The organism is Streptomyces sp. SID13666, from assembly GCF_010548325.1.
GTDB lineage: Bacteria > Actinomycetota > Actinomycetes > Streptomycetales > Streptomycetaceae > Actinacidiphila > Actinacidiphila fildesensis.
The window spans coordinates 170,791-194,088 of record NZ_JAAGLX010000012.1; the positions used below are offsets into that span (position 1 = coordinate 170,791).

Here is a 23,298-nt window from a genome sequence, read left to right on the forward strand (position 1 = left end):
AGAAAGTACCGGTGGAGAGCGCGATGACGGCGGCAACGGCACAGGTCAACGGCATCACCGTCGGATACGAGGACGCGGGTGCGGGCGACCCGCTGGTCCTGGTCCACGGCCATCCCTTCGACCGCTCGATGTGGGCACCCCAGGTCGGTGCATTCGCCGGAGAACGGCGGGTCGTCGCCCCCGACCTCCGCGGCTACGGCGCCACCACCGTCGTCCCCGGCACGACCCCGCTGGAGACCTTCGCCCGGGACATCGCGGCCCTGCTCGACCACCTCGGCCTGGACCGGGTCGTCATCGGCGGTCTGTCGATGGGCGGCCAGATCGTCATGGAGTTCTGCCGGCTCTTCCCCGACCGGGTCCGCGGCCTGCTGCTCGCCGACACCTTCCCGGAGGCCGAGACCGAGGACGGCAAGCGGGTACGGCGTGACATGGCGGAACGGCTGGTGCGCGAGGGGCTGAAGGGGTACACCGACGAGGTGCTGTCCAAGATGGTCGCGCCCCACAACATCGCGGCGCTGCCCGCCGTCGCCGACCATGTGCGCGGGATGATGTACGGCGCTCCGCCCGAGGGGGCGGCGGCGGCCCTGCGGGGGCGCGCCGAACGACCCGACTACGTGGACCTGCTGGGCCGGATCGCCGTGCCCGCCCTCGTCGTGGTCGGCCGGGACGACGAGTACACCCCGGTCGCCGACGCGGAGGCCATGCACCGGCGGATCGCCGGATCCGAGCTGGTCGTCATCGAGGGTGCCGCCCATCTGCCGAACCTCGAACGCCCGGACGAATTCAACGCGGCGCTGGACCGCTTCCTGACCCGAGTTATGACGAAAGCCTGACGTCAGGGCGCCGCCCCTGGCCAGCGGCTGTTCGACGTGCTCGAATCGACCTATGGAAGAACCCCGCGTGGACGATGCCCCCGACGACCCGGGGGAAGAGAACGAACGGCACGGTGCGCCGGTCGGGCGGCGCGTCGTGCTGGGAATGCTGGGGCTGGGCGCCGCGGGGGTCGCGCTGGGCAGCCATGTGCAGGACCGTATCGACGCGGTGCTCGCCGAGGTGAGCGCCAAGGACCCCACCGGGGTGACGGGACTGCTGCCCGGCGGCGGGGGATTCCGCTACTACTCGGTCACCTCGTCGGTGCCCAAGCGCAACGCCGAGAACTACCGGCTCACGGTCGGCGGGCTGGTCGACCGCCCCATGACCTACCGGCTCGCCGACCTGCAGGCCATGCCGCAGCAGCGGCTGGTGCACGACGTCCAGTGCGTGACCGGCTGGCGGGTGCCGAAGACCGCCTTCTCCGGTGTGCGGCTCTCCGCGCTGCTGGCCGCCTCAGGGGTGCGGCCGGAGGCGACCGCCATCCGGTTCGACTGCTTCGACGGCGCCTACACCGAGAGCCTCACGCTGCAGCAGGCCCGCCGCAGCGACGTCATGGTGGCGCTCACGATGCAGGACAAGCCGGTCACCCACGCCCACGGCGGCCCGGTCCGGCTCTACGCGGCGCCCATGTACTTCTACAAGTCCGCGAAGTGGCTCTCGGGGATCACCCTCACCAAGAGCGTCGAACCCGGTTACTGGGAGAAGCTCGGCTACGACGTCGACGCCTGGGTCGGAAAGTCGAACGGACGGTCCGATGACCCCACTTCCTGACGCCCCGGCCGCACCGACCGCCCCACGGCAGCCGGCACGGCGGCTGCGCCGCTTCAGCCGCGCGGAACGCTGGGTGCACCGCGGCACCGCCTGGCTGATGGGCATCTGTGTCTTCACCGCCGCCTGTCTCTATCTGCCCCCGCTCTCCGAACTCGTCGGCAGACGGCGGCTGGTGGTGACCGTCCATGAGTGGTCCGGCCTGATGCTCCCGGCGCCGCTGATCGCGGGGATGTTCTTCCGCGCGCTGCGAGCCGACCTGAGCCGGCTCAACCGCTTCGGCCGGCACGACTGGCACTGGCTGCGCACCGTACTGCGCAAGCGCAGCAAGGAGGGAGTGCCCGCGGGCAAGTTCAACGCGGGCCAGAAGCTCTACTCGGCCTTCATCGCGGGAGCGGTGCTGGTGATGATCGGCACCGGGCTGCTGATGTGGTTCACCCACCTCGCCCCGGTGCTCTGGCGGACCGGCGCCACCTTCGTCCACGACTGGCTGGCACTGCTGCTCGCCGCCGGCATCACCGGACACGTCTGGATGGCCAGTAAGGACCCGGAGGCGCGGCTGGGCATGCGGACCGGAAGCGTGGCCTCGTGGTGGGCGCGGCGCGAACACTCGCTGTGGAAGCCGGACGACAAGGACTGAGCGGGCTGACAGAGTTGACGGCCTGACGGAGTTGACGGACTGACGGGGTGGGCGGCGGGGCCGGCCGCGGGCCGGCTCTGCGGAGGGGCGGCCTCCGTTCCTAGCTGTTACGGGCCGGTCACCTGGAGTCCGCCGGTGGGACACCCTCCTTTCCGGGCACGCGCCTAGCGTCGCGATATGACGACCTCTCAGGCGCCGCCGGTCCAGCGGCTGTCCGCGACCGAGGAGCCGCGGGCCGCGCCGGCCGGCGGACCGGCCGCGCCGCCCACCCCGCCGCCGCGCGCCCGGCGCTCCCGGGCGCCGCGTCCGCGGCTGCCGCTCACCGGTCCCGTACGGCTCGTCGTGTCGGCCGTGATCGCCCTGGCCGCGCTCGCCGCGCTCTGCGCTGCCGCCGTCCTCGGCGCGGTCGACGTCCGGGGCGACGCCTCCGACCTGGGCACGACCGTTTCCCAGCGGGCGGCCGTCGCCGCCGAACTGCGGTTCGCGCTCGCCGACCTCGACGCCCAGCGGGCCAACTCCCTGGTGCCGGGCCACTCGGCGCTCCAGCCGGACGTGGAGGTCGGCAACCGGCTGCTCGCACTGATCACCGCGCAGCAGCGCCGCACCGAGGTCAGCGGACTGCTGCGGCAGCTCGGTGCCGACCCCGCCCAGGGCGACCGGGTCCGCTCCCTGCTCGACGCGCTCGGCCGCTACGACGACGCCAGCGCCCGCTCCTCCTACGTGGACGAGACCCAGCCCAACCGCCCGGCGGGAACTCCGCCGCACGCCGCCGTCGCCCTGTCCTCCGAGGCCGCCGACGTACTGCGCAACGAGCTGCTGCCCGTCGCGGCGGCGCTGTCGGAGACCTACGCCCAGCAGGCCGCGCACCTGGAGTCGGAGACACAGGACAGCGCGAAATGGTCGGCGGGCCTCGTCGGGGTGCTCGGTGTTCTCACCCTCGGCTTCCTCCTGTGGTGGCAGCGGGACCTCGCCCGCCGCTACCGGCGGGTCTTCAACCCGGCGCTGGTCGCCGCCACGGTCGCCGCGCTGGTCGTCACCCTGGCGGGCGCGCTCTCCTTCGCCTCGGCGGCGTCCGAGGTCGGCGCCGCGGGCCGGGAGGGACTGCGTCCCTGGTCCCGGCTGGCCGAGGCCCGCGCGGTGGCCGCCGATGCCGCCGCCACCCAGAGCCGCTGGCTGGTCCACGACACCGACTCGGCCGGCTACCAGCGCGAGCGGTTCGACACGCTCACCCGCCGGCTCGACGTGCTCCTCGCCCCCGAGTCGTACGCCACGGCCGCGGAGCGCCCCGCCTACCAGGACGTCCTCACCCGCTACGGCCACTTCCGCGCCGACGACCGGAAGCTGCGCGACCTGCGCGCCGCCGGCCGGCTCGACGAGGCGGTCACGGTGCTCACCGAAGTCGGCCGCGGCCAGGTCGCGTTCGACTTCTGGGACTTCGCCACCACCCTGGACGCGCTCGCGGACCACCAGCGGTCCGACTTCGACCTGCACACCGGCCGCGCCCGCTCGGCCCTCGCCGGCTGGCCCGCGGTCCCCGCCGGCGCGCTGGCCGCCGCGGCGGTCCTCGTCCTGCTGGGAATCCGCCCCCGGCTGGCCGAGTACCGCTGACGAACGGAAGCTAGGGCGTGTCGCGAAAGGAGCGCTGTTCGCCCGGAGGGCGTGGCCCACGGCGTCCGGTGGGTGCGCTCGCAAGGCGGAGGGTCGTCCTCGTACCGGACGTACGTGGGCGAGCCCGACAACGCGGCGAGGGTGCGTGCCAGGCGTCGTGGGCCAGCCGGGACTTGCGCAACACGCCCTAGCTACCGGGCGGCGGCGCCGTGCTCGCGCGGGCCATGAGGCGCGGCAGGTCGTCCTGGATCTCGCGGGCGGGGTTCCCGTCCAGGAGGCTGAGCAACTGCTCGGCGGCATGGCGGCCGAAGCTGCTGGTGTCGCGGACGAGCGCGGTCAGCGCGGGGTGCGCGCTGCGGCAGAGCACGGAGTCGTCCCAGGCCACGAGGGACAGATCGCCGGGGACCGCGAGGCCGCGCTCGTTGGCGACGGCGAGACCGGCCATGGCCAGGACGTCGTTGTCGTAGACGATCGCGGTCGGCGGCCGGGGCCGGGCGAGGGCCCGGCGGGTGGCCTCGGCGCCCTCGGTGTCCGAGTAGTCGGTGCTGATGGAGTGGACGTCGGGCAGCCCGCGGCGGGCGGCCTCGGCGTGCAGGGACCGGATCCGGCGCTGGGTGTGCGCGAGGTGCGGCAGGCCGGCGATGTGCAGGATCCTGCGGTGCCCCAGCCCGTACAGATGGTCGACGATCGAGGCCATGGCGCCCGCGTCGTCGGCCCACACGGTGGAGATGCCGGAGTGCGCGGGTGTGCCCGGGGCGAGCGCGCCGATCACGACGGCGGGCAGGCCGAGTTCGTCGAGCAGCGCCGGCCGCGGGTCGTCGAGCCGGGGGTCGACGACGAGCAGTCCGTCGACCCGGCGTTCGGCCCACCAGCGGCGGTAGATCGCGCACTCCTCGCCGAGATCCTCGACGACCTGGAAGAGCAGCCCGAGATGACGCCGCGCCAGCACCTCCTGGATGCCCGAGACGAGTTGCAGGAAGAACGACTCGACGCCGAGCGTGTGCGCCGGCCGGGCCAGGACCAGGCCGACGGTGGCGGCGCCCTCCCCGGACAGCGCCCGCGCCGCGGTGCTGGGGCGCCAGCCCAGCTGTTCCGCGACCCGGCGGACCCGGTCGCGGGTGGCGGGGGAGACGCCGGGCCGGTCGTTGAGCGCGAAGGACACGGCGCTTTCGGAGACACCCGCGCGCTGCGCGATGTCCTTCATCGTCGGTCGGCGGGCCGGAGTGCGGCGCACGGGATCCATGGCTGGATTATGTCCTACTCCCGGGGCCGGAGTGCGACCGGCTACTAATGCGCTTGAGCTAATGACTACTAAAGCGCATTAGTTTTGTGGCCTGAACTGCTCTCACCTGCACATATGTGAGATGGCGCGAATTCATCTCCGGTTAACCGTTGACGTTGCTCGCAACGCGGGTGCAGCCTTACGTCGCCCCCCTCCTGGCCCGAGCGAAGGAGCTTGTCAGCCATGTCCGTATCCAGTGGAAGAACCCGTGGAGAGCGCGGCAGCAGCCGCGGCGCCACCCGTAGAACAGCCGTTGTCGTCGTCCCCCTGCTGCTGTCGGCGCTGACGCTGACCGCCTGTGGATCCGGCGGGGACGATGCCGGCAGCAGTGCCGACGGCAAGATCGAGGGCGACATCAGCTTCCAGACCTGGAACCTGCGGGCGAACTACAAGGACTACTTCGAGGGCCTGGCCAAGGACTTCGAGAAGCAGAACCCCGGCGTCCATGTGAAGTGGCTCGACCAGCCCGCCGAGAACTACGCGGACAAGCTCAGCGCGGACGCGGCAGGCGGCACGCTCCCCGACGTCGACAACGTCTCGCCCGACCTGTCGTACCCGCTGGCCAAGGCCGGCGTGATCATGAGCCTGGACAAGGAGCCCGCCGCTGCCAAGTTCAAGGGCGACTACACGCCCGAGGCGTGGAAGGGCAATGAACTGCCGGGTCTGGAGGGCTCGTACGCCTTCCCCTGGTACCTCAACACCGGCCCGCTCTTCTACAACAAGACGCTGTTCCAGAAGGCCGGCCTCGACCCGGCCAAGCCGCCGAAGACCTACGACGAGCTCTTCGCGGACGCCAACACCATCGCGGTGAAGTCCGGCGGGAAGACCGCCACCCTCGCGGGCACCCCGTCCATCGAGGACTTCGGCCGCTACGGCGTCCCGCTGATGAACGCCGACGCGACCAAGTTCACGTACAACGACGCCAAGGGCACCGAGCTGCTCACCAAGTACCTGGAGCTGTTCAAGAACGGCGGCCTCGACTCCCAGGCACTGACCAGCGGCCCGGACGCCGTCGGCCAGAAGTTCCTGCAGCAGAAGGTCGCGATGAATCCGGGCAGCGCGCACGACCTGGGCACCTTCAAGCAGAACGCGCCCGACCTGTACAAGAACCTCGGCATCACCGACGCGCCCAACAACACCGGCCACCCCAACATGTACGTGATGGGCATGGCGGTGAACAGCAAGAGCAAGCACAAGGCCGCGGCCATCGCCTTCGCGCACTTCATCACCGACAAGCAGAACCAGGAGTCGTTCGCGCACAAGGTCGCGATCTTCCCGAGCACCGCCGGCTCGCTGGACCAGCCGTACTGGACCCAGGACGACGGCACCGACGAGGGCCGCATCCGGGTCGCCTCCGCGCGGCTGCTCAAGGGCGCGGTGAACTACACGCCGGTCGTGATGACCGACGAGATGAAGACCATCCTCAAGAACGAGGTGGCGAAGGCGCTGCAGGGCAAGAAGTCGCCGCAGCAGGCTCTGGACGACGCGGTCAGCCAGAGCGACAAGCTGCTCAAGCAGAACTGAGCGGGCGGACCCGACATGAGTGCACGGACCCACCGGGCCGCCAGCCCCTGGCTGTTCCTGCTGCCCGGCCTGGTGATCATCGCCGCGTTCAGCCTCTACCCGTTCATCAGCACCGTCGGCACGGCCTTCACCGACGCCCGCACCCTGACCCCGGGCCACTGGGTGGGGCTGCGGAACTTCCAGGACATGCTGGACGACGAGCAGTTCTGGACCGGGCTGCGCAACAGCACGCTGTACGTGCTGCTCGTGGTGCCGTGCACCGTGCTGCTGCCGCTCCTGCTGGCCCTGCTCGTCCAGAAGCAGGTCCCCGGCATCGCGTTCTTCCGCTCCTCCTTCTACACCCCGGTCGTCGCGTCGGTCGTCGTGGTCGCGCTCATCTGGGTGTGGATGCTGGACGACCGCGGGCTGGTCAACGGGATCCTCGGGTACTTCGGGACCGGCCCGGTGGAGTTCCTCAGCGACCAGTGGCTGCTGCTGTTCAGCGCGATGGCGCTGACGGTGTGGAAAGGCCTCGGCTACTACATGATCATTTACTTGGCGGCGCTGGCCAACGTGCCGAAGGAACTGCACGAGGCGGCCGCCGTGGACGGTGCCGGAGCGGTCCGCCGCTTCGTCAGCATCACCGTCCCGGCGGTCCGCTCCACCATGGTGCTGGTCGGCGCGCTGTCGTCGGTGGCGGCCTTCAAGGTCTTCACCGAGGTCTATCTGATGGCGGGTCCGACCGGCGGGCCGGCCGGCGAGGACACCACCATCGTCATGCTCGTCCAGCGCGTCGGCACCGGACTGTCGGGGCGCACCGGATACGCCTCCGCGCTCTCCGTGGTGATCTTCGTGGTCACGCTGGTCCTGATGCTGCTGGTGCTGCGCGCCGACCGCAAGGACGGTGAGTGACATGGGTGGCCGTATGCCCCGCTGGCAGCTCGTCCTCCGCTACGTCCTGCTGTTCGCCGTCCTGGCCGTCACCATCGGCCCGTTCCTGTGGCAGCTGAGCACCTCGCTCAAGGGCCCGACCGAGGACATGTACAGCTACCCGCCGAAGCTGCTCCCCGAGCATCCGACGCTGGACAACTACTCGGGCGTCGCGGACATCATCCCGGTCTGGGAGTACGCCCTGAACTCGCTCAAGGTCGCGGCGGCCAGCGTCGTCACCAACTGCCTGGGCTCCGCCCTGGCCGGCTACGCACTCGCCCGGCTGCGCTTCCGCGGCCGCAAGCTCGCGACCACCGCCTTCGTCATGGCACTGCTGGTGCCGTTCGAGTCCATCTTCATCGCGCAGTTCACCACCATGCGCGATCTGCAGCTGAACAACACCCTCATCGCCGTCGTGCTGCCCGGCTGCATCGGCGCGATGAACGTGCTGCTGATGCGGAACGCGTTCAGCCACCTCCCGTACGAGATCGAGGAGGCCGCCGTCATCGACGGCGCCAACGTCTGGCAGCGCTTCGTACGGATCGCGCTGCCCTCGGTCAAGGGCACGCTGGCGGTCGTGGCGATCTTCTCGTTCATGGGCGCCTGGGACGACTTCCTCTGGCCGCTGATCGTGCTGTCCGACCCGGACAAGTACACGCTGACCGTCGGGCTGAACTTCCTGCACGGCACGTTCGCCAACAACCCCAGGCTCGTCGCCGCCGGGACCATCATCGCTGTAGCCCCGCTCATCGTCATGTTCGCCTGCCTGCAGCGGTACTTCTTCCGCGGCGTGGGCGAAGGCGCCGTCAAGGGCTGAGCCTCCGCTCCCCCTCTCCCCGCACTGAGGACACCGCACCGGATGAACGCAATGCGCTTCGGCGTCAACTACACGCCCACGCGCGGCTGGTTCCACCACTGGCTCGACTTCGACCTCGACGAAGTCCGCGCCGACCTGGACTCCATCGCCGCCCTCGGCCTCGACCACATCCGGGTCTTCCCGCTCTGGCCGGTCTTCCAGCCGAACCGCACCCTGATCAGGCCGCGCGCCGTCGAACAGCTCGTCCAGCTGGTCGACGCGGCCGCCGAGCGCGGCCTCGACACCGCGGTCGACGGGCTGCAGGGCCACTTGTCCAGCTTCGACTTCATCCCCTCCTGGACCACCACCTGGCACCGCCGCAACCTCTTCACCGACCCCGACGTCATCGACGGCGAGGTCAGCTATCTGCGCACGCTCGCGGCGGCGCTCGCCGGCCGGCCCGGCTTCCTGGGCATGACCATCGGCAACGAGATCAACCAGTTCTCCTCAGGACCGCACCCCGACCCCGACCGGATCACCCCCGCCCAGGCCGCGTCCTGGCTGCGGAAGGTGCTGGCCGCATGCGAGGAGGGCGCGCCCGGCAAGTTCCATCTGCACGCGTCCTACGACGCGGCCTGGTACCAGGACGACCACCCCTTCACCCCCGGCCACTCCGCCCAGCTGGGTGCCGCGACCGCCGTCCACTCCTGGGTGTTCAACGGCACCGCGCAGCGCCACGGCCGTACCGGCACCGCCACCGAGCAGCACGCCGCCTATCTGATCGAACTGTCGAAGGCCTGGGCCACCGACCCGCACCGGCCGGTGTGGCTGCAGGAGGTGGGCGCGCCCGCCCCGCACATCCCGGCCGGCCACGCCGCCGAGTTCACCGAGGCCACCATCGCCGCGGCGCTGGACTGCCCGGACGTGTGGGGCGTCACCTGGTGGTGCTCGCACGACGTGGACCGCGCGCTCGCGGACTTCCCCGAGCTGGAGTACAGCCTGGGACTGCTCACCACCGACCGCACGGTCAAGCCGGCGGGCGCGGCCGTCGCCCGCGCCGTCGAACAGTGGCGCGGGCGCGAGCACCGCCCGGCGCCGCGCACCACCGCGCTGGTGGTCGACGCGGGCGACCGGGTGAGCGCGCCCGCCCGCTCCGTGTGCGCGCCCGGCGGGGCATTCTTCGAGGCGTGGATGCGACTGGCCGCCACTGGTGCCCGGCCCACCGCCGTACTCGCCGAACTCGCGGGCGACGCCGGTCATCTGGCGGCCCGTGGCATCACCGAGGTCCTCACCGTCGATCAGGTCGAACACCCCAAGGGAGCGCACCGATGACCGAGCACCGCAGCTCTGCCGACCCCGCCTCCGCCCTCCCCGCCGCGGACCGGTCCCGGCCCTCCCGCCGCCGGGTCCTGATCGCCGGGGCCGGCACCGCGGGCCTCCTCCTGGCGCCCGGCCTGCCGGCCGCCAGCGCGGCAGCAGGAACCGCCCGGAACCTGCAGCCCCACGCCTCGTACTGGTTTCCCGACAGCCTCCCCGCCGGGACACCTGGTGACGGCATCCAGTGGCGCAGCCTCAAGGCGTGGACGCCGGAGACCGACCCGGACCTGGCGTTCAACACCGCGAGCGTCCCGCTCGCGGCCCGCTTCGCGCCGCCGCCCGCCAACACCACGGCCCGCACCGGCCAGGCGCGGATCTCCGGCCTGGCCGCGTTCGACCACACCGCGGGCAACCCCTCCCAGGGCTCCGCCACCGCCGACTACTACGCCCTGACGCACTGGGCTTACCTGGACGAGCTGGTGTTCTGGGGCGGCTCCTCCGGCGAGGGCCTGATCCTCGCCCCCAACGCGCCCGTGGTGGACGCCGCGCACCGCAACGGGGTGCCCGTGCTGGGCACCGTCTTCCTGCCACCGGTCGCCTACGGCGGCGATCTGCGGTGGACCCGCGACCTCGTCCAGCGCGGTGCCGACGGCCGGTTCCCGATCGCGGACCAGCTGATCCGGGTCGCGCGGGCGTACGGCTTCGACGGCTGGTTCATCAACGCCGAGACCGGCGGCGGGGACGCGGCGCTCGCCACCGCCATGCGGGACTTCGTCCAGTACCTGCGCGCCCACGGCCACGGCCTGCGCGTCACCTGGTACGACGCGATGACCGACACCGGAGCCGTCGACTGGCAGAACGAACTCAACCCGCGCAACCAGGAGTTCTTCACCGCCGCCGACACGATGTTCGTCAACTTCGACTGGAGCAGGTCCGGCCTCGCCGCCTCCGGCACCCTCGCCGGGGAACTGGACCGCAGCCGCTACGCGCTGTGGGCCGGCATCGATGTCGAGTCCCGCGGCTGGGACACCCCGGTCGACTGGGACGCGATCGTCCCCGCCGACGCGCGGCATGTCACGTCGTACGGCTTCTACCGCCCCGAGTGGACCTGGACGAGTCTGCCGGCGGACCGGCGCGCGCCCGGCGACTTCCACGCCCGCGACGACCGCTTCTGGACCGGCCCCTCACTTGATCCCTCGGCGCCGCGCGGCGGCACCGGAGGCTGGCGGGCACCGGCCGAATCCGTCGCCGACCGCTCCACGCTCACCGCGCTGCCGTTCGCGACCACCTTCAACACCGGGCACGGCCTGCGCTGGTACGAGCACGGCACCGCGTCCTCCGACACCGCCTGGAACCACCTCGGTCTGCAGGACCGGCTGCCCGGCCGCCGCTGGGTGGTGCACACCGCCGGCGCCCGGCCGGCGGTGGCCTTCGACTTCGCCGACGCCTGGCGCGGCGGCAGCAGCCTGCTGGTGGACGGAGCGCTCGACGCCCCGGCCACGCTGGAGCTGTACGCCGCCCGACTGCCGCTGACGGGTGGCGCGGTGGTGGAACTGACCCACCGCACCGACCCCGGTTCCGGCCCGGTCCGGGTGGAGGTGGCCGTCGCCCTCGACGGCCCGGGCACGCCCGGCACGCCGCCGCGCTTCCGGTACGTCCCCGCCGGGTCCCTGCCCGCCGGCGGCCGCGGCTGGACCACGGCGACCGTACGGCTGGGACAGCCGCACGGAAACGTCCTGCACGTCCTCGGCGTCCGGCTCACCGGATCCGGCGGCACGGCGGTCCGCTGGCGGCTCGGCGGTATCGCGGTGCGCGATGCCGCTCCGAAACCCCCCGCCCGGCCCGGCCTGCCGGCCGTCACCTCCTCGGCCACCGCCGCGGACGGCACCTCGGCCGCCCTGCGCATCGGCTGGCGCCGCTCGGCCGGTCCGGTCCGGCACTACGAGGTGCACCAGGTGCTGCCCGGGGGCGGCCGGCGCTTCCTCGGCGGGACACCCGGCACCGCCTACTACCTGCCCGCCCTGCGGCGTACCGCCGGTGAGGCCGTCACCCGGCTCGAAGTCCGCGCCGTCGGCGAGCTGTTCACCTCATCCGCCCCGTCGTCCGCCGCGTTCACCTGGATCTAAGGAAACCCACCCTCATGCACAGCAACCGAACCGTCACCGAGGACCGGCTCAAGCGGGTCCTCGACGAACGCATCCGCCCCGCCGTCTATCCGCAGTCGGTGCCGCTGGACATCGGGATCTGGAACGCCCCCGGCGAGCCCGTCCCGGTGGCCGAGGGCCTGGCGGCGCCCCGTACGCCCATCGAGACCGGTGAGCCCTGGGGCCCGCCGTGGGGCACCAGCTGGATCACCGTGACGGGCGTCGTACCCGACGAATGGGCCGGCCGGACCGTCGAGGCGCTGCTGGACCTCGGCTTCGACGAGAACATGCCCGGCTTCCAGTGCGAGGGCCTGGTCTACCGGGCGGACGGCTCGCCGGTGAAGGGACTCAACCCGCGCAACCAGTGGATCCGGATCGGCGCGCCCGTCGCCGGCGGCGAGCGGGTGGAACTGCACATCGAGGCCTCGTCCAACCCGGTGCTGCTCGACTACCACCCCTTCCTGCCCACCGACCTCGGCGACAAGGAGACCGCCGGCAGCGAGCCGCAGTACAAGCTCGCCCGGATGGATCTCGCGGTCTTCGACGAGACGGTCTGGGAGCTGGTCCAGGACCTGGAGGTGCTCGGCGGGCTGATGGCGGAGCTGTCCACCGACTCACCCCGCCGCTGGGAGATCCTGCGCGCGGTGGAACGCTCCCTGGACGCCGTGGACCTGCAGGACGTCGGCGGCTCGGCGGCCGCGGCCCGCGAGCAGCTGGCCGAGGTGCTCGCCGCACCCGCGCACCGCTCCGCGCACCGCATCAGCGCGGTGGGCCACGCCCACATCGACTCGGCCTGGCTGTGGCCGCTGCGCGAGACCGTCCGCAAGGTCGCGCGCACCACCTCCAACATGACGGCGCTGCTGGAGGAGAACCCGGAGTTCGTCTACGCCATGTCGCAGGCGCAGCAGTACGCCTGGATCAAGGAGCACCGGCCCGAGGTCTACGCACGGGTCAAGAAGGCCGTCGCGGACGGGCGGTTCGTACCGGTCGGCGGCATGTGGGTCGAGTCCGACACCAACATGCCGGGATCCGAGGCGCTGGCACGGCAGTTCGTGCACGGCAAGCGGTTCTTCCTGGAGGAGTTCGGCATCGACACCGAGGAGGTGTGGCTGCCGGACACGTTCGGCTACTCGGCCGCCCTCCCGCAGATCGTCAAGCAGGCCGGCGCCAAGTGGTTCCTGACCCAGAAGATCTCCTGGAGCGAGACCAACAAGTTCCCGCACCACACCTTCTGGTGGGAGGGACTGGACGGCACCCGGGTCTTCACCCACTTTCCCCCGATCGACACCTACAACGCCCAGCTGTCGGGCAAGGAGGTCGCCCACGCCGTCCGCAACTTCCAGGAGAAGGGCTCCGCGACGCGGTCGCTGGCCCCGACCGGCTGGGGCGACGGCGGAGGCGGCACCACCCGCGAGATGCTCGCGCACGGCAAGCGGCTGGCGGACCTGGAGGGCTCGGCGAAGGTCGTCTTCGAGAAGCCGTCCGCCTTCTTCGAGAAGGCCCACGCCGAATACCCGGACGCCCCGGTCTGGGTGGGGGAGCTCTACCTCGAACTGCACCGGGCCACGCTCACCAGCCAGGCCCGCACCAAGCAGGGCAACCGCCGCAGCGAACACCTGCTGCGCGAGGCCGAACTGTGGGCCGCCACCGCGGCCGTACGGGCCGGCTTTCCCTACCCGTACGAGGACCTCGACCGGATCTGGAAGACCGTCCTGCTGCTGCAGTTCCACGACATCCTCCCCGGCTCGTCCATCGCCTGGGTGCACCGCGAGGCGGAGGCGAAGTACGCGGCCGTCGGCGCCGAACTGGACCGGATCATCGCCGACGCACAGGCTGCCCTCGCGGGCAGCCCCGCCGACGGAACCTCCGTGCTGTTCAACGCTGCGCCGCACGCCCGCTCCGGCGCCCCCGCGGGCGGCGCCGTCGTCACGGCGCCGTACACCGGCGCGGCGGTCACCGCCGTACCGCGCGAGGGCGGCGGATTCGTCCTGGCCAACGGGCTGCTGAGGGTGGCGGTCGACGCGCACGGACTCGTCGTCTCGGTCTACGACCTCGAAGCCGGCCGCGAGACGATCGCCCCGGGCGCCGCCGCCAACCTGCTGCAACTGCACCCCGACTTCCCCAACCGCTGGGACGCCTGGGACGTCGACACGTTCTACCGCAACACGGTCACCGACCTCACCGACGTCGACACCCTGGAACTGGACGCCGTCGGCGGCGGAGTGGCGGCGGTCCGGGTGACCCGGAACTTCGGGTCCTCCCGGGTGGAACAGGTGCTCACGCTGACCGCGGGGGAGCGCCGCCTCGACATCGCCACCGAGGTGGACTGGCACGAGACCGAGAAGTTCCTCAAGGCGGCCTTCCCTCTCGACCTGCACGCCGACCGCACGGCGGCCGAGACCCAGTTCGGCCACCTCTACCGGGCCACGCACACCAACACCAGTTGGGACGCCGCGAAGTTCGAGGCGTGCGCCCACCGGTTCGTGCATCTGGAGGAGCCGGGCTGGGGTGTCGCCGTCGTCAACGACTCGACGTACGGCTACGACGTGACCCGTACCGTACGGCCGGACGCCGAAACCGCACGCACCGGCGGTACCGAGGCCGCACTCAGCAGCGGCACGACGACCACCGTCCGGCTCTCCCTGCTGCGCGCCCCGCGCTTCCCCGACCCGCACACCGACCAGGGCACGCACCGGTTCCGGTACGCGCTGGTCCCCGGCGCCGCGATCGGCGACGCGGTGCGCGAGGGATACCGGATCAACCTGCCCGAGCGGCGGGTGCCGGGCAGCGCGGCGGTGGTGCCGCTGGTCTCGGTGGACCAGGACGCGGTGGTCGTGACGGCCGTGAAGCTGGCGGACGACGGGAGCGGTGACGTTGTGGTGCGGCTGTACGAGTCGGCCGGCGGCCGGGCGAGGGCGCGACTGACGGCGGGGTTCGAGCTGGCGTCGGCCACGGTGTGCGACTTGTTGGAACGTCCGACGGGTGGGGTCGTGGGCGGTGGTTCGGGTGTCGAGCTGTCGTTGCGGCCGTTCGAGATTCGTACCCTGCGGCTGGCTCGGGGCGACGTCTGACCGTTGGTGGTGCGGTCGGGGGCCGGGTCCTCCGGTGGGGGGTTCGAAATCGACTATTTAGGGCCTGGCGGCCCACAAATAGCTCGGCAGCATTTCGAACCCCCCACCGGAGGACCCGGCCCCCTCACGTCACAGCCGGCCGGAGCGGGGTGTGGGCCTACTTGCGCAGCAGGAGGATGACGCCCGCCACTGCGACGCCCAACACCACAGCCGATGCACCGTAGGCCAGTCGGTGGGAGCGGAGGATGGGGAGGTAGCGGTCGGCGGCCAGGCGGCCGGGGCCGGTCAGGGCGAGGGCGGCGGCGGCCGCGGTCAGCAGCAGTTCGTACTCGACGCCCTGGGGCGCGAAGAAGCCGCCGCCCCACTTCACGGCCAGCGCGTTGACCATGGTGCCGACCACCGCGGCGCCCGCCAGCGGGGTGAGCAGGCCGACGGCGAGGCCGAGCCCGCCGAAGGTCTCACTGAGACCCGCCACGACGGCCATCGCCTTGCCGGACGGGTAGCCGCTCATGGTGAAGAACTGGCCCGTCCCGTCGAGGCCGCCCCCGCCGAACCAGCCGAACAGCTTCTGGGCGCCGTGCGCGGCCATGGTGAGGCCGACCGCGAGCCGGAGCAGGAGCAGCCCGGCGTCATAGGCGTGCGGGGTGGCCGCCGCGGTCGCCGGAGCGGGCGCACGGAGGACGGGCGGAGTCAGCTGGGTGGTGGGGGAGGGCATAGGGCGGTTCTCCTGGGGTGGGGGACGTGGCGTGGTTCAAATTCGAACCACTGGTCCGACCGTATCGGCTAATTCGAATTTGAACAACAGCGCTACGATGGCCCCATGGACAACACAAGGTGGCTCGACGAGCAGGAGATGGCGGCCTGGACGGGCTTCCTGGCGGCGAGCAACCTGCTGGGCCGCCGGGTGGAACAGCAACTGAAGGACGACGCCGACCTCTCGCATCCCCAGTACGAGATCCTCACCCGGCTCTCCGCGGCCCCCTGCGGCGAGCTGCGCATGACCGAGCTCGCCGACGCTCTCCTCACCTCCAAGAGCGGGCTGACCTACCAGGTCACCCAGCTGGAGAAGAGCGGCATGGTCCGCCGGCGGTCCTTCCCCGGCGATGTGCGCGGCGTTGTCGCCTGCCTCACGGACGAGGGCTGGGCCAAGGTCCGCGAGACCGCCCCAGGACACGTCGCCCTGGTCCGCGAGCTACTGATCGACGTCCTCACCCGCGAGCAGCTCACCGCCATCGCGGAGGGCCTGGGCGAGGTCAGCCGCCGGTTGCGCGCATCCACCGTCCGCTGAGTCCGGCAGCCCCGCACCCCCACCTACTCCGCCCCCGCAAGCCGCCGGTCCAGCGCCAGCACCGCGCCGCGGAACGCCCGACCCAGCCCCGGCCGCAGCACCCGCATCAAAAGGCGCAGTGGCGCCGGGCCGTCCATCGCGAAGGTCCACTGCACCAGGCTGCCGGGTCCGACCGGCTCCACCCGCCACTCCTCCAACAGGGCCCGCAGTCCTGGGGCGTTACAGGTATCGGCCCGATAGATGTACTGTTTCGGCGCGTCTGCGACCAGCACCGTCTCCTGGAAGCGGACACCGCCGGCGAGTACGACGTCGCGGCCCGCTTCGGTCGGGCGCGCGGACTTGACGGCGCGGAACCATGCCGGCCAGGCCTCGGTATCCACGGCCAGCGCGCGGTACACCGCCTCGGGGGACGCGATGATGGCGAGGGTGAAGACCAGACGTACGGGCGCGGTGTCGAGGAAGTCCAGTTCGACGCGGCGCAGGGGGCGCGGTGAGCGCGATCGGCGGGCCATGGGCGCACCTTACGTGACGAGCCGTCAGCTGTCTGCGTCGGTGTCCGTCTCACCCGCGACGACCAGGTCCGAGAGGTACTCGGCGATCTCCGCGCGCAGCACCTCGGGGATGCCGGCGTCCGTGACGAGGGTGTCGACGTCCTCGAGGGAGGCGAAGGAACTGAGGCCCACCGTCCCCCACTTGGTGTGGTCGGCGATCACCACGACCCGGCGTGCCGAGCGCACGAACTGCCGGTTGGTCTCCGCCTCCGCCAGGTTCGGCGTGGACAGGCCGGCCTCGACCGAGATCCCGTGCACGCCCAGGAACAGCATGTCGAAGTGGAGCGAGCCGATCGCCCGGTCCGCGACCGGGCCCACCAGGGAGTCCGACGGGGTCCGTACTCCGCCGGTGAGCACCACCGTCGCGGCGCCGTCCCGGCTCTGAGCTCCCGGCCGGCGCTGGGCGGTGTGGAAGACGTCGGCGACCCGCACCGAGTTCGTCACCACGGTCAGGTCGGGTACGTCCAGCAGGTGGTGGGCCAGGGAGTAGGTCGTCGTGCCGCCCGACAGGGCGATCGCGCTGCCCGGTGTCACGAGCTTGGCGGCGGCCCGCGCGATGGCTTCCTTCGCGCCGAGCTCCAGGCCCGACTTCGCCTCGAAGCCCGGTTCGTGGCTGCTCGCCTCGACCACCGGCACCGCGCCGCCGTGCACCTTCTCCACGACACCCTGCCGGGCCAGCGCGTCCAGATCCCGGCGGACGGTCATGTCCGAGACGTTGAGCTTGCGGGTGAGTTCGTTGACCCGTACCCCGCCACGCCGCCTGACCTCGTCGAGGATGAGGGCACGCCGCTGCTCGGCGAGGAGATTCTGGTTGTCGCTCACCCGTGGCCCTGTCTCTCGTCTCATGCGTCCCGTCGACCGCCATCGAACCACGGTCATCCTTCCATGCGGGAGGCATCAGGGCGTGCGGGGGGTGATCGGGGCTCCGCGGCGCGTCCTTGTCACGATTTCGGGTCACATTCCGTACGGAGTGCTGCGCCCGCCCGCGGGGGCGCCGATCCTGGGACTGCACGACAGGACGGGGGACACGTGAGCCGGCATCCTGGACCCGGTACCGCGGAGGCGTGGGAACCGGCACTCGAACTGCTCGTCCACGGCGTCGGCGGCGCCACACCCCAGGGGATGCTCGGTGATCCGCGCACCGTGCGGGTGGCGGGCGACGACACGGCCGGGCTGTACCGGCGGACGGTGGACGCCGACGCCGAACTCCACCCCGGCGCGGACCGGGACGCCCCGGTGCCCGAGGCGTACACCTGGTGCAATCTGACCTCGGGGAACGGCAGCCGGGCCATGTGGCTGCTGCTGTTGCCGTTCATGGTCGCCAACCTCGCCCACTGGATGCGCCCGCCGACCGCCAGGGACGGCCTGAACCGGGCCTATGACGTGCTGGTGCGGCTCATCGCGCTCACCTTGACGCTGCTGCTGGTCGCCGCCGTCTGCGAGGTCTCCATGGACCTGGTCGGCTGGCAGTGCGCGGGCAGCGCCTCGTGTGTCCGCGGCAAGTACTGGCTCGGCTTCGCCGCCGCGCACCGGGGCGGCTGGTGGTCCGAGCCCGGTCGGCGGCTGGCCCTCGCGGCCCTGGTGCCCGGCGGGCTCACCGCGCTGCTGTGGTGGCTCTCGCACCGGACCTGGTACGCGTACGAGTCCCAGCGCCCGGCCACCGACAGCCGCCCCGGCGCGGGCGGGCCCGCGCTGGCGCTGCCCGGCTTCTGGTACGGCCGCCGGCTGGTCGCCCGGCTGCGCTCCGCGCACACCGCCGTCGGCGCCCTCACGGTCGCGACGGCGCTGCTGGTGCCGGCGCTCAGCCGCGACCACGGCGCGCTCGGCGCCACCGGCTGGGCACTCGGCGGGCTGATCGCCGTCCTCGCCGCCGCGGCGGTCACCGAGACCTGCCGTGCGGGGCGCAGCGAGACGGAACCGGACGACGGCACGGACCACCGCACCGCCCGGCTGCTGCTGTGCGGCGGCCCGGCCGTCCTGGCCGCCGTCGCCGTCCACGCCGGCTGGCACCGTCCCGGCTGGGCCTCCGCCGGGCGGTTACCGGCCGATGTCACCTTCACCGCCCTCACCCTCGTCCAGGGCGCCCTGATCGCCGCGCTGGCCGTGACGGCAGCCCTGATGCACCGCGAGGCCGACGATCCGCCGCCCAGGATCCCGCCGCAGGTATCGGAGCCCGCCGTGGAGGCGCCGCACTTCGGCGGCCATGCCGGGCAGACGGTGCTGCACGGCCTCGGCGGGCCCGCGGTGGCGCTGCTCGCGTGCGCCCTGGGCGGTGTGCTGACGGGCGGGGTGTCCCAGCGGATAGCGGACTGGTTGGACCGGGGCGCGACGCCGGGTCAGGACGGCGGTCCGCTGTGGGGACCGCCGGCGCTGCTGACGTGGCAGGCGTCGATCATCCCGGTTCTGCTGGTCGTGCTGGTGGGCGTGGTGGCCGGTGCGGCATGGCGGCTGTGGCGGGAGCGGCTGGCCGTCGGCGAGGAGATGGCCGGGCTCTATCCGGGGGAGGCCCGGCAGCCGGCCAGGACCCGGCAGATCGCCGGGGCGATCGCCCGCGCCGGGCTGACCGACTCCGTCGCGTCGCTGGTCGCGCTGGTCTGCGGGGTCTCGTTCCTGCTCGGCGCGGGCGCCGTCGTCGGGGCGTGGACCGGCGGGGCCGGTCCCGGAGAGGCGGCGGAGGGCGCTCCCGGACCGCTGCCGGACGTGGCGCGGGCCGCCCAGTCGCTGGGCTCCTGGCTGGTCGGCGCGGGCGTCGTCGCCCTGCTGGCGCTCGGGCGCCGTGCCTACCGGGACGCGTCCGCGCGCCGCACGATCGGCATCCTCTGGGACGTGGGCACGTTCTGGCCGCGCGCCGCCCACCCGTTCGCGCCGCCCTGCTACGCCGAACGGGCCGTGCCCGACCTGACCTGGCGGATGGCGACCTGGACCGCCCGCACCGGCGGCCGGATCATCCTGTCCGGCCACTCGCAGGGCAGCGTGCTCGCGGCGGCGGCCGTCTGGCAGCTGGACCCGGCGACCCGGCGCCGGGTCGCCCTGCTCACCTACGGCTGCCCGCTGGAGCGGCTCTACGGCCGGTGGTTCCCCGCGTACTTCGGCCCGCCGCAGCTGTGTTCGCTGCACCGGGAGCTGAGCGCGTGGCGCAACCTGTGGCGGCGTACGGACCCGATCGGCGGCCCGGTGCGGGTCGGGGAGGGCACGGTGGTGGACCGCGGACCGCTCAAGGACCCGGTGGCGTACGGCCGTACACCGCAGCATCCGCTGCCGGAACCGGTGCTCGGCCACTCCGGCTTCCCGTGCGATCCGGTCTTCGCCGCCGAACGGGCCGCGCTGCTGCGCCGGTTGCCCGCCGCGGGAACACCGGAGCCGCCTGATCCGGAGCCGCCCGGCCTTCCCGTTCAGGGCAGTTCCGGCAGGTCCTCCGGGTAGAGCAGCTGCAGCTCGTCATGGCTCGGTTCGGTGACGTGCGCGAGGCGTCCCGCATGCCGCTCGACCATCGCCTCGAAGGTCTGCCGCGCGGTGCGGCCGTTGCCGAAACCCGGTCCCCGGGGCAGGGCGTTGAAGTACTTGAGGATCGCGTCGCCCGCGTCGTCGCCGAGCTGGTACTCGTGCTCGATCGCCTGTGCCTCGACGATCCGCAGCAGTTCGTCGGCGGTGTAGTCGCCGAAGGCGATGGTGCGGGAGAACCGGGACGCCACACCGGGGTTGGAGGCGAGGAAGCGCTCCATCTCGGCGGTGTACCCGGCGACGATGACCACCACCGCGTCGCGGTGGTCCTCCATGAGCTTCACCAGGGTGTCGATCGCCTCGCGGCCGAAGTCCCGCCCGGAGTCCTCCGGCGACAGCGCGTACGCCTCGTCGATGAACAGCACACCGCCGCGCGCCCGGTCGAACGCCTCCTGGGTGCGGATGGCGGTCGAGCCGATGTGCTCGCCGACCAGGTCCACCCGGGCCACCTCGACCAGATGCCCGCGCTGCAGCACACCCAGCGCGGCCAGGATCTCGCCGTACAGCCGCGCCACCGTGGTCTTGCCGGTGCCGGGGGAGCCGGTGAAGACCAGATGCCTGCGCAGCGACGGCGCCTTGAGGCCGGCCTCCTGGCGGCGGCGGCCGACGGCGATCAGATCGATGAGGGTGCGCACCTCGCGCTTGACGCTGTCCAGACCGACCAGCGCGTCGAGTTCGCCCAGCACGTCGTCCGAGGCCCGGATCACGGGCTCCGGTGCCGCCGGCTCGGCGGAACCCTGCTGGGGCACGCCGCCGAGCAGCCCGAACGACTGGACGGCGGCCACCGCGGTCACCGGCTGCCCGGCGTCCGGGGTCTGCTCGGCCGCCCGGTCGCTGGTGCAGTCCTCGGTGACCGGGCCCGGCTCGGCGAACTCGTAGCCGCCGCGCTCGCAGCGCTCGGTGCGGCAGCGGGTCAGGGTGCTGCGGCAGCCGTCGATGACGTGGAAGCCGTAGCCGCGGCTGCCGGTGACCCGGCAGCCGGTGAAGGTGCCGCGGCCCTCGGCCGACACGTAGAAGCCGGCCTCCGCCGGGTTGGTGACCGTGCAGCGGTCCAGCACCGGGTCGGCGCCCTTGGTGACGATGACTCCGGTCGCCGTGTCGTCGATGGTGACCTGCGCCAGCGTGCCGCCGCTGCCGTGGTCGCGGAACCAGGCGCCGGTGGCGGCCTCGCGGATCCGGCAGTCGTCGAGCTGGACGGTCGCGCCGTCGCTCACCGACACCGCCGTGTTGCGCACCTGGGAGAAGTCGCTGTCCACGACCTCGGCCCGGGAGCCCCGGTCGAGGACGAACAGGGCGTCGGGCACGTCGTGCACCCGGCAGGAGTCCAGCACGGCCGCGGCCCCGTCGCTCACCCAGACCGCCGGGTAGTCGCCCGTACTGTCGTGGATCTCGCACCGGTTGGCGTCCACCCGGGTGCCCGGGTCCCACACCGACAGGCCGTTGCGGCCGAAGCGGCGGACGGCGGACCGGGTGAGGGTGAGGACCGAACGGGCCCGCAGGTCGATCGCGTTCTCGGGGATGTCGTGGATGTCGCAGTCGGACAGGGTGAGCACCGCGTCGGTGTCGAGGGTGATCCCGTCGCCCGTGGTGCGGTGCACCTGGCAGTCCGTGAAGTGCCCGGTGGCGCGCGAGGCGACCTGCACACCGGTGCCCTTGATCTCGTAGACCTCGCAGCCGACGGCCTCGGCGGAGGTGCCCTCACCGGTGACGGACAGGCCCGCGCCGTTGGTGTGGTGGATGCGGCAGCGCTCCAGCCGGGGCGAGGCGCCGCCGCGCACCGAGACGCCCGTCTGGCCCGCGCAGACCACCTCGCAGTCCTCGAACAGCCCGCCGGCCGACTCCAGGACGCTGATCCCCAGGCCCGCCGGATTGTCCACGGTGCACTGCCGGACGGTGGGACGGGCGCTGTCGCGCACCTCTATCCCGACGGCCGACCTGGTCGCGACCCGCAGGCCGGTCAGCTCCGGGGCGCAGCCCTCGATGAGCAGCGCGGCCGCCGAGGTGTCCTGCCCCTCGACGGTCAGGTCCTGTACGAGGGCCGCCGCGCGCAACGTCAGCGCCACGCCGCCGGCGGGGGCGATCCGCACCGAGCCCAGGCCCTCCGCGGCACGCAGGGTGACGGCCCGGGTGACGACGAGGTTCTCCCGGTAGGTGCCCGGGGCGATCGACAGGACGTCGCCGTCACCGGCCGCTTCCAGGGCGGCGGCCAGGGTCTCGTACTCTCCCGAACGGCGGCGCCACCGCGAGCTGCTCGTGCTGGTCACCTGCACCACGCCATGTGCCATCGGGCTGCCCTGCCCCCACCTCTTGCGTATAGCCGACCGGGGGATCCACCGTAGCGTGAGTGGGACGCCCTCCATGACGAGTCGCGGTCAGCCGCCGGCGCCCGCCCGTCCCCAATCCTGGCCCGCGCGGGTCCATTCGCGCTCCCATTCGAGCAGCCGGCGGCGCATCAGCCGCCACAGCAGCAACTGCCGTATGCCCAGCAGCAACGCGCCCGCCAGGGCCGCCCCGCCGAGCCCTGCCAGGGCCGCGTGGGCCCTGGCGGTGGCGCGGTCCAGCGGCGGATCGACCGGCCGGCCGCCGCGATCGGTCCAGATGTGCAGCCGGCCGTCCACCTGTTCCTGGTTCTCGACGCGGACGGTACCGCTGCGCGCCGAGCCGTCCGGCGCCGTCCACGTCAGTACGGCCGGCCGCCGGGTCTGCCGCGCCTGGCCGGCCTCGGTGTCCGTCCCCGCCGCCGACCGGGGCGCGGCGGTGACCAGGGCGGCGGGTACCAGCGCGCGCTCCGCCAGCTGGTGGCGCACGGTGCGCTGCAGGGCGCGGTTGGCGGCCTGGCCGGTGAACCAGCCGGCCGCGGGCACGGCACAGAGCACGAGGACCACGGTGACCAGGCCGATCCACGCCTCGGCGAGATCCGACGCGCGGCGCAGCGGATTGCGCCGCCACCGCCACCAACGCACCTTGGAGCCCAAGGAGCAGCACCCCCTTCGACCGTTCGAATACCTCAAACGGCGCGGCGACCG

General features: G+C 72.5%; 18 protein-coding genes. 12 read left to right on the top strand and 6 right to left on the bottom strand.

All coding sequences use genetic code 11. The features are described from left to right. Positions 1 to 23 precede the first annotated feature (23 nt). From G3I60_RS18410 to G3I60_RS18425, 4 genes are all read left to right on the top strand, one after another. Positions 24 to 833 carry an alpha/beta fold hydrolase gene (locus G3I60_RS18410; RefSeq protein ID WP_164294221.1) on the top strand — a complete coding sequence of 270 codons (810 nt, stop codon included), beginning with the start codon at positions 24 to 26 and terminating at the stop codon, positions 831 to 833. Between the two features lie 52 nt (positions 834 to 885). Continuing rightward, complete coding sequence (locus G3I60_RS18415) at positions 886 to 1,644, top strand: molybdopterin-dependent oxidoreductase (RefSeq protein WP_138353838.1); 759 nt, start codon at positions 886 to 888, stop codon at positions 1,642 to 1,644. After that, the gene (locus G3I60_RS18420) at positions 1,628 to 2,281 is read left to right on the top strand and encodes a cytochrome b/b6 domain-containing protein (RefSeq protein WP_138353837.1); all 654 of its coding nucleotides are present in this window, start codon (positions 1,628 to 1,630) and stop codon (positions 2,279 to 2,281) included. Before G3I60_RS18415 ends, G3I60_RS18420 begins: the two co-directional genes overlap by 17 nt. Before the next feature lie 177 nt (positions 2,282 to 2,458). Next, entirely contained in the window at positions 2,459 to 3,889 is a 1,431-nt protein-coding gene (locus tag G3I60_RS18425) for a hypothetical protein (protein WP_164294220.1), read from the top strand. Positions 3,890 to 4,076: 187 nt separating this feature from the next. On the opposite strand, the gene G3I60_RS18430 is transcribed toward G3I60_RS18425, so the two are convergent. After that, on the bottom strand, positions 4,077 to 5,132 hold the full coding sequence (locus G3I60_RS18430) for a LacI family DNA-binding transcriptional regulator (RefSeq protein ID WP_138353835.1): 1,056 nt from the start codon (positions 5,130 to 5,132) through the stop codon (positions 4,077 to 4,079). Positions 5,133 to 5,354: 222 nt separating this feature from the next. On the opposite strand from G3I60_RS18430, the gene G3I60_RS18435 reads away from it, so the two are divergent. Genes G3I60_RS18435 through G3I60_RS18460 form a run of 6 tightly spaced genes read left to right on the top strand, consistent with a single transcriptional unit; the run spans position 5,355 to position 14,932 of the window. After that, positions 5,355 to 6,695, top strand: coding sequence for an ABC transporter substrate-binding protein (locus tag G3I60_RS18435; protein ID WP_164607495.1), 1,341 nt, complete (start codon positions 5,355 to 5,357; stop codon positions 6,693 to 6,695). A gap of 15 nt (positions 6,696 to 6,710) precedes the next feature. Next, positions 6,711 to 7,586, top strand: a complete 876-nt coding sequence (locus tag G3I60_RS18440) for a carbohydrate ABC transporter permease (protein WP_164294218.1) — start codon at positions 6,711 to 6,713, stop codon at positions 7,584 to 7,586. Between the two features lies 1 nt (position 7,587). After that, positions 7,588 to 8,421, top strand: coding sequence for a carbohydrate ABC transporter permease (locus G3I60_RS18445; protein ID WP_164294217.1), 834 nt, complete (start codon positions 7,588 to 7,590; stop codon positions 8,419 to 8,421). A 42-nt stretch (positions 8,422 to 8,463) separates the two neighbouring features. Continuing rightward, positions 8,464 to 9,732, top strand: coding sequence for a glycosyl hydrolase (locus G3I60_RS18450; RefSeq protein ID WP_164294216.1), 1,269 nt, complete (start codon positions 8,464 to 8,466; stop codon positions 9,730 to 9,732). Continuing rightward, the gene (locus G3I60_RS18455) at positions 9,729 to 11,843 is read left to right on the top strand and encodes an endo-beta-N-acetylglucosaminidase (RefSeq protein WP_164294215.1); all 2,115 of its coding nucleotides are present in this window, start codon (positions 9,729 to 9,731) and stop codon (positions 11,841 to 11,843) included. The genes G3I60_RS18450 and G3I60_RS18455 overlap by 4 nt, the downstream gene beginning before the upstream one ends. 14 nt (positions 11,844 to 11,857) lie before the next feature. Beyond that, positions 11,858 to 14,932 (top strand): glycoside hydrolase family 38 C-terminal domain-containing protein, encoded by a 3,075-nt coding sequence (locus G3I60_RS18460; protein ID WP_164294214.1) that lies wholly within the window; start codon positions 11,858 to 11,860, stop codon positions 14,930 to 14,932. 157 nt (positions 14,933 to 15,089) lie between these two features. Here G3I60_RS18460 and G3I60_RS18465 read toward each other — a convergent pair whose 3' ends face one another. Further along, the gene (locus G3I60_RS18465) at positions 15,090 to 15,647 is read right to left on the bottom strand and encodes a DoxX family protein (RefSeq protein ID WP_138353828.1); all 558 of its coding nucleotides are present in this window, start codon (positions 15,645 to 15,647) and stop codon (positions 15,090 to 15,092) included. Between the two features lie 105 nt (positions 15,648 to 15,752). Between G3I60_RS18465 and G3I60_RS18470 the strand changes: the two genes are divergently transcribed. Beyond that, complete coding sequence (locus G3I60_RS18470) at positions 15,753 to 16,220, top strand: MarR family winged helix-turn-helix transcriptional regulator (protein ID WP_138353827.1); 468 nt, start codon at positions 15,753 to 15,755, stop codon at positions 16,218 to 16,220. 23 nt (positions 16,221 to 16,243) lie between these two features. On the opposite strand, the gene G3I60_RS18475 is transcribed toward G3I60_RS18470, so the two are convergent. Together G3I60_RS18475 and G3I60_RS18480 are read right to left on the bottom strand one after the other, a co-directional pair. After that, a complete protein-coding gene (locus G3I60_RS18475; protein ID WP_164299662.1) occupies positions 16,244 to 16,732 on the bottom strand; it encodes an SRPBCC family protein in 489 nt (162 codons plus the stop codon). A 24-nt stretch (positions 16,733 to 16,756) separates the two neighbouring features. Further along, a complete protein-coding gene (locus G3I60_RS18480; RefSeq protein WP_138353825.1) occupies positions 16,757 to 17,593 on the bottom strand; it encodes a DeoR/GlpR family DNA-binding transcription regulator in 837 nt (278 codons plus the stop codon). Between the two features lie 207 nt (positions 17,594 to 17,800). On the opposite strand from G3I60_RS18480, the gene G3I60_RS18485 reads away from it, so the two are divergent. After that, positions 17,801 to 20,194 carry a hypothetical protein gene (locus G3I60_RS18485; protein ID WP_164607497.1) on the top strand — a complete coding sequence of 798 codons (2,394 nt, stop codon included), beginning with the start codon at positions 17,801 to 17,803 and terminating at the stop codon, positions 20,192 to 20,194. Here G3I60_RS18485 and G3I60_RS18490 read toward each other — a convergent pair. Together G3I60_RS18490 and G3I60_RS18495 are read right to left on the bottom strand one after the other, a co-directional pair. Next, positions 20,164 to 22,557, bottom strand: a complete 2,394-nt coding sequence (locus G3I60_RS18490; RefSeq protein ID WP_164299482.1) for a right-handed parallel beta-helix repeat-containing protein — start codon at positions 22,555 to 22,557, stop codon at positions 20,164 to 20,166. The genes G3I60_RS18485 and G3I60_RS18490 overlap by 31 nt on opposite strands. 87 nt (positions 22,558 to 22,644) lie before the next feature. Continuing rightward, the gene (locus G3I60_RS18495) at positions 22,645 to 23,247 is read right to left on the bottom strand and encodes a hypothetical protein (RefSeq protein WP_164607499.1); all 603 of its coding nucleotides are present in this window, start codon (positions 23,245 to 23,247) and stop codon (positions 22,645 to 22,647) included. Between the last annotated feature and the right edge of the window lie 51 nt (positions 23,248 to 23,298).